This is a genomic window from Bradyrhizobium sp. (assembly GCF_030693485.1).
Classification (GTDB): Bacteria; Pseudomonadota; Alphaproteobacteria; order Rhizobiales; family Xanthobacteraceae; genus Bradyrhizobium.
The window spans coordinates 1-6,749 of the sequence record NZ_JAUYAN010000168.1 but is presented as its reverse complement, the minus strand read 5'-3'; the positions used below and the strand labels follow the sequence as shown (position 1 = coordinate 6,749).

General features: G+C 64.8%; 3 protein-coding genes and 2 pseudogenes. 3 read left to right on the top strand and 2 right to left on the bottom strand.

Going from position 1 to position 6,749, the window contains the following annotated elements:
• From Q8N40_RS12180 to Q8N40_RS12170, 3 genes and pseudogenes are all read left to right on the top strand, one after another.
• Positions 1-208: pseudogene (locus Q8N40_RS12180) on the top strand (methyl-accepting chemotaxis protein); the annotation flags it as partial.
• Positions 209-388: 180 nt separating this feature from the next.
• Positions 389-3,574, top strand: a complete 3,186-nt coding sequence (locus Q8N40_RS12175; RefSeq protein WP_305711991.1) for an efflux RND transporter permease subunit — start codon at positions 389-391, stop codon at positions 3,572-3,574.
• Positions 3,564-4,769, top strand: coding sequence for an efflux RND transporter periplasmic adaptor subunit (locus tag Q8N40_RS12170; protein WP_305711990.1), 1,206 nt, complete (start codon positions 3,564-3,566; stop codon positions 4,767-4,769). The genes Q8N40_RS12175 and Q8N40_RS12170 overlap by 11 nt, the downstream gene beginning before the upstream one ends.
• 138 nt (positions 4,770-4,907) lie before the next feature.
• On the opposite strand, the gene Q8N40_RS12165 is transcribed toward Q8N40_RS12170, so the two are convergent.
• Together Q8N40_RS12165 and Q8N40_RS26705 are read right to left on the bottom strand one after the other, a co-directional pair.
• Positions 4,908-6,425: an acetyl-CoA acetyltransferase gene (locus tag Q8N40_RS12165; RefSeq protein WP_305711989.1), complete on the bottom strand. Its 1,518-nt coding sequence runs from the start codon at positions 6,423-6,425 to the stop codon at positions 4,908-4,910.
• A gap of 155 nt (positions 6,426-6,580) precedes the next feature.
• Positions 6,581-6,749, bottom strand: a pseudogene (locus Q8N40_RS26705) (nitronate monooxygenase); the annotation flags it as partial.

Genomic DNA, 6,749 nt, shown 5'->3' with positions numbered 1-6,749 from the left:
CGCGACCCAGGAAATCTCCCGCAACGTGCAGCAGGCGGCGCAGGGCACCCAGCAGGTTTCCTCCAACATCACCGACGTGCAGCGCGGCGCCAGCGAGACCGGATCGGCTTCCTCGCAGGTGCTCTCCGCGGCGCAGTCGCTGTCCGGCGACAGCAACCGCCTCAAGCTCGAGGTCGGCAAGGTCCTCGATACGGTGAGGGCGGCCTGACAAGGGCGGCTGCAACGGAGCCGGCGGCAAGCATCGCCGCCGGCCGGTATCGGGGAAGTGAAGAGCAGCGGCCTCCGGGCGTTGGCTTTTCGGTATGGTTCGGGTAAATCAGCCTGAACGAATTGGCCTGTTGCAATGCCAATCCCCGCCTGTTCGGCGGGACCGAGGAATCCCCGGTCTATGGTCTCACTGGTCCGTATAGCGCTGAGCCGGCCTTATACTTTCGTCGTGCTGGCGTTGCTCCTCCTGATCATCGGGCCGCTCGCCGCGCTGCGCACCCCTACCGACATTTTTCCCGACATCCGGATCCCCGTGATCGGCGTGGTCTGGAACTATACCGGCCTGCCGCCGGACCAGATGGCCGGGCGTATGATCACGCCGTTCCAGCGCGCGCTGACGACCACGGTCAACGATATCGAACACATCGTGGCGAATTCCTACAACGGCATCGGCATCGTCAAGATCTTTTTCCAGCCCAATGTCGATATCCGGATCGCCAACGCCCAGGTCACCGCGATTTCGCAGACCATGGTGCGGCAGATGCCGCCGGGGGCGACGCCGCCGCTGATCCTCAATTACAGCGCCTCCACCGTGCCGATCATCCAGGTCGCGCTGTCGGGCGAAGGCCTCACCGAACAGAACCTCGCCGACATCGGCATCAACCAGTTGCGCACGCCGCTGGTCACCGTGCCTGGCGCCGCGATCCCCTGGCCGTTCGGCGGCAAGATGCGACAGGTCCAGATCGATCTCGATCCGCAGGCGTTGCAGGCCCGCGGCCTGTCCGGGCAGGATGTCGCCAATGCGCTCGCCGCGCAAAACCTGATCACGCCGGTCGGTAGCCAGAAGATCGGCGGTTTCGAATACATCATCCAGCTCAACAATTCGCCGCTGCGGATGGAAGAACTCGGCAATCTGCCGATCAAGGCCGTGGGCGGCGCCACGGTCTATATCCGCGACGTCGCCAGCGTCCGCGACGGCAATCCGCCGCAAACCAATATCGTGCATGTCGACGGTAACCGTTCGGTGCTGATGATGGTGCTGAAGGCCGGCTCGACCTCGACGCTGGATATCATCGCCGGCATCAAGCAGAAGGTCATCGACGTCAAGGACTCACTGCCATCGGCGCTGAAGGTCGGCTTCATCGGCGACCAGTCGGTGTTCGTGCGCGGCGCCATCACCGGTGTCGCCGTCGAGGGCGTCATTGCGGCGCTGCTGACCAGCGTGATGATCCTGCTGTTCCTCGGAAGCTGGCGCTCGACCATCATCATCGCGGTGTCGATCCCGCTCTCGGTGCTCGGCGCCATCGTGATGCTGTCGGCGATGGGCGAGACCCTCAACATCATGACGCTCGGCGGCCTGGCGCTGGCGGTCGGCATTCTCGTCGACGACGCCACGGTCACTATCGAGAACATCAACTGGCATCTGGAGCAGGGCAAGGACGTCGAAACTGCGATCCTGGACGGCGCCAACCAGATCGTGACACCGGCCTTCGTCTCGCTGCTGTGCATCTGCATCGTGTTCGTGCCGATGTTCTTCCTGCAGGGCGTGGCGCGCTTCCTGTTCGTGCCGATGGCGCTGGCCGTGATGTTCGCGATGATCTGGTCGTTCCTGCTGTCGCGCACCCTGGTGCCGACGATGGCCAAATACCTGCTGCTGCCCCACGTCCACCTTGCCGAAGGCGAGGGGCCGCCGCCGACGCGTAATCCGCTGGTCCGGTTCCAGCGGGCTTTCGAGGCGCGCTTCGAGCGCCTGCGCGGCGGTTACCGCGATCTGCTGTCGCTTTCGATGGCGCGACGGCCGGTCTTCGTGATCGGATTCATCGGCCTGGTCGGGCTTTCGTTTCTGCTGGTGCCGTATCTCGGCCGCAACTTCTTCCCGTCGGTCGATGCCGGCTCGATCCTGATGCATGTTCGCACCCAGGTCGGCACAAGGGTCGAAGAAAGCGCCAACCAGTTCGCCGACGTTCAGAAGGCGATCTACAAGATCATTCCCCCCGGTGAGATCGAAACCCTCGCCGACAACATCGGCATGCCGATCAGCGGCATCAACATGACCTACAACAACACCGGCGTGATCGGTCCGGCCGATGGCGACATCATGATCAAGCTGAAGGAGGGGCACCGTCCGACCGACGAATACGTCCAGACCATGCGCGAACAGCTTCCCCGGATGTTTCCCGGCATGACGTTCTCGTTCCTGCCGGCCGATATCGTCAGCCAGATCCTGAATTTCGGTGCGCCGGCACCGATCGATCTGCAGATCCGCGGCGCCAAGGTGACCGAGAACTTCGTCTATGCCAACACGCTGCTGAACCGGATTCGCCGGATCCCCGGCATTGCCGACGCTCGCATCCAGCAATCGCCGAACAATCCGACTTTCAATGTCGATGTCGACCGCACCCGCGCACAGTTTGTCGGGCTTACCGAGCGCGATGTCACCAACAGCCTCGTCGTCAACCTGGCCGGCAGTTCGCAGGTGGCACCGACCTTCTTCCTCAATCCGGATAACGGGGTGTCCTATTCGATCGTGATGCAGACGCCGCAGTACAAGATGGACTCGCTGAGCGCGCTGGAGACGTTGCCGATGACGGCGGCCGGCACCGCCGTGCCGCCGATCCTCGGCGGCATCGCCAGCATTTCCCGGACGGCCTCGAGTGCGGTGGTCTCGCAATACGACATTCAGCCGATGGTACAGATTTATGCGACGCCGCAGGGGCGCGATCTCGGCTCGGTAGCCGCCGACGTCAGGAGGGCGATTGCGGACACCGCCAGGGAGGTGCCGAAGGGCTCCTCGGTGGTGCTGCTCGGCCAGGTCGAGACCATGAACAGCGCGTTCTCCGGACTCTTGTTCGGCCTGCTCGCCGCGGTGGTGCTGATCTACCTGCTGATCGTGGTGAACTTCCAGTCATGGTCCGACCCGTTCGTGATCATCACGGCGCTGCCCGCGGCGCTGGCCGGTATCGTCTGGATGCTGTTCACTACCCGGACCACGATGTCGGTGCCGGCGCTGACCGGCGCCATCATGTGCATGGGTGTGGCCACCGCCAACAGCGTGCTGGTGATCTCTTTCGCGCGCGAACGCTACGAAGAGCTCGGCGATCCCATTGCCGCCGCCATCGAGGCCGGCTTCGTCCGGTTCCGCCCGGTCTTGATGACGGCGCTGGCGATGATCATCGGCATGGCGCCGATGGCGTTCGGCCTCGGTGAGGGCGGCGAACAGAACGCGCCGCTCGGACGTGCCGTGATCGGCGGCCTGATCTTTGCTACGATTGCCACGTTGATGTTCGTTCCCGTGGTTTTCAGTATGGTCCACAAGAAGCAGGGCGCCAAAGCCGCCGCCGCACCGGAGACGTCGCATGCCCGTTGAACACAGCTCGCCGGTATCGCGCCGGAAGTTGGGCATTTTCGGTGTGATGGCCGGGGTCGCCGCGGTGCTGGTGGTGATCACGGGCATCCGGGCGCGCGAAGACTCCAGCGCCAGGCTGCGCGAATGGACCGACAATCAGGCGATCCCGACCGTCGCGGTGGTGCTGCCGGACGCCAGGGCGCTCGCCGCCACGCTCGATCTGCCGGGCCGGCTGGAAGCCCATTCGCGGGCGCCGATCTTCGCCCGCGTCAGCGGTTACCTCAAGAGCTGGAGCGCCGACATCGGCGCGCAGGTCAAGGCAGGCCAGGTGATCGCCGAGATCGAGGCGCCGGACCTCGACCAGCAATTGCTGCAGGCGCGCGCCGATCACTCCAGCCAGCAGACCAGCGCCAGGCTTTCCGAGGCGACGCTGAACCGGCGCAAAACGCTGCTCGCCTCGAACTTCGTCTCGATGCAGGAAATCGACGAGCGCACCGCCGACCTCGCCAACAAGAAGGCCGCGGTCAATTCCGGCCAGGCCAATGTCGAGCGGCTGGAGGCGCTGGCGGGCTACAAGAAGATCACGGTGCCGTTTGATGGCGTGGTCACCGCCCGCGATACCGACGTCGGCGCCCTGATCAATGCCGGGGGCGGCTCGGGACCTCCGATGTTCGTGGTGTCTGACATCAGCCGGCTGCGGGTCTATGTCAACGTGCCCCAGAACTACGTGCCTTCGATCAAGATCGGCGCCAAGGCCGTGATCACGATGCCGGAATATCCCAACCGGACCTTTCTCGCCACCGTCGAGGCCTCCTCGCAATCGGTCGATGTCAGCTCCGGCACCACGCGGATGCAGCTCGCGCTCGACAACGCCAGGGGCGAACTGATGCCGGGCGGCTATGCCAATGTGCGGCTGAGCCTGCAGCGCGACACCCTGCCGTTGCATATCCCCGCCAGCGCGCTGATCTTCAACAAGAGCGGTATGCGGGTCGCCACCGTCGGCCCCGACGACAAGGTGCTGTTCAAGACCGTCACCATCGCCCGCGACCTCGGCCGCGATATCGAACTCGCCTCAGGCGTCTCCGCGGACGACCGCATCATCGTGGCGCCGCCCGATGGCATCGCTGACGGCGATCAGGTCCGCGTCGCCGGCGACAAGGCCGGGGGTGGCGCTAAACCCGCGACGGCGTCCGAGCAGCAGGGCAGCAGGGGGTAGGGCGTGGTCCTTTACCTCGCTCCCTCCGGTAGCCGCGGCGTACTATATCTTGTGCCGGCACGAGTTCCGCCACGCAAGCCGTTCTGTACATGGGGTTGATTTCGAAGTTTTTTGTGGAGGCGCGAGGTGGCCGAAGGATTATCCCACCTGCCACTCCAGCACGCCGTCTTCCGCCGTGGCGATATTGCCCAGCGTTCCCACCGGCGTGCGGTCCATGTTGGTCAGATGCGCCAGCGTCGCACGGTCATTTGCCGGCACCCGTGCCAGCGCACGAGTGCCGGCTGCAGCGCGCAGCATCACCACGCCGTGCTCGATCTCGCCGCCGCGGCCGTAGAGCACGGTAAAGCTCTCGACCTTGCCCTTGCCGCTGGCCTCGGTGACGAACTCCGGCACCGGGCCTTTGCGGCGATCGGCTTCGGCCTGCACGCTGGAGTCCTGCGCCAGCGCGTGTTGCGGCGCCTGCGGTGACAGCACCAGTCCATGATGCTTGGTCACGAACCCGCCCTGGCCATACAGCAACCCGAGCTTGGCGCCACCGCGCAGTTTTCGCACCATCGCGCAGGCCGCATGCGTCATGTAGGTGTTGAGCGGCGCGCCGAAGAAGGTGAGGCCGCCGGTCACCGTCGGTTGCACGTCGGGGCCGAGCCCCAGCGTCCGCCGCGCCATTTTCGGCACGACGGGAAAACAACTATAGAGCTCGATGGCGTCGAATTTCTTGCCGTCGCCTTCGACGAGATTCATCACCGCCTTGAGCACGGCGTTCTGCGGATGGCTTTCGTAATACTGGTCGCGCAGCAGATAGTCCCGCGGCTCCTCGGCCGAGGTGCCGCCCCATATGTGAATGATGCGATCCGCCGATATGCCGGCGGCCTTCGCCTTCGCGAGGCTGGTCAGCAGTACGGCCGCACCCATGTTGACGGTCGGATTGGCCACCATCAGCTTGTTATAGGGCCAGGCGATCAACCGGTTGTCCGGCGTCGGCGTCGTGATCTCTTCGGGGCTGACGTGCCGCTTCATCCAGGCGTTGGGATTTTCCGATGCCACCCTTGAAAAGGTCGACCACAGGTCGCCGGATTCCGCCATCGCCTCGCGCGGGGTCTGGCCCCAATGCGCCGCGGTCGCGGTTTCGTACAGCGGATAGACCGTGATCGGCCTGAACACGCCGAGCTTGACCGCCATCGGCTTCTGAAACGCGGCGCCGCGCTTCGGCTCTTCCACGTCATGCGCGAACGGCGTCCACGGCAGATCGATTTTGGCGCGTTCCGCCTTGGTCGCGGTCGACTGCGCTTCGGCGCCGCAGACCGCGGCGACGCTGCATTCGCCGCGCGCGATGCGCTTTGCGGCCTCATGCAGGTAGCGGATCGGACTCTCGCCGCCGACCGGGCCGTAATAGAGATGCGCCGGCTGGATGCCGAGCCGGCCGGCCAGCAGCTTTTCCGGATCGCGGTAGCGCCAGCTCAGGAAATTGACGATGTCGAGCGAGCCGATCTCGCCGAGCAATTTGCCGCCGGAGTCGGCTTCCGCCCGCCGCAGCGCCTGTTCCAGCAGCGCGAGCGGCTCCAGCCCGTCGGCGATCTCCTTCGGCCGGTCGGTGATTTCGCCGACGCCGACGATGACGGGAATGCGGTCTTCGGGGAGGGGGGAGGTGTTTTGCATTTTCTTGTTTCTCTTTCGGATCAGTTCGCGGCGGAGGCTGTCTTCCCGTCATCCCGGGGCGATGCAGAGCATCGAACCCGGAATCCTGGGATTCCCCGGTGCGCAATTGTGCACCTGCGGTCTGGTCCTTCGGACCATCCCGGAATGACAGCAATCTACTCCACCACCAGCGCGTTCATGTGCTCGACGGCGTCGATAAAATCTTCCTTGAACTCCTGCACCACGGCGCCGGCAGATTTCACGCTGTCGATCAGGCCGACGCCCTGTCCCACAAAATAGCTGACGAGGTCGCGAGCCTGCGCGTTACCGGAGGCGGCGGCGCGA

Bases quoted from the DNA above. Each gene is read 5' to 3' on its own strand.
- Q8N40_RS12175 (WP_305711991.1), top strand. From the start codon at position 389: ATGGTCTCACTGGTCCGTATAGCGCTGAGCCGGCCTTATACTTTCGTC.
- Q8N40_RS12170 (WP_305711990.1), top strand. From the start codon at position 3,564: ATGCCCGTTGAACACAGCTCGCCGGTATCGCGCCGGAAGTTGGGCATT.
- Q8N40_RS12165 (WP_305711989.1), bottom strand. From the start codon at position 6,425: ATGCAAAACACCTCCCCCCTCCCCGAAGACCGCATTCCCGTCATCGTC.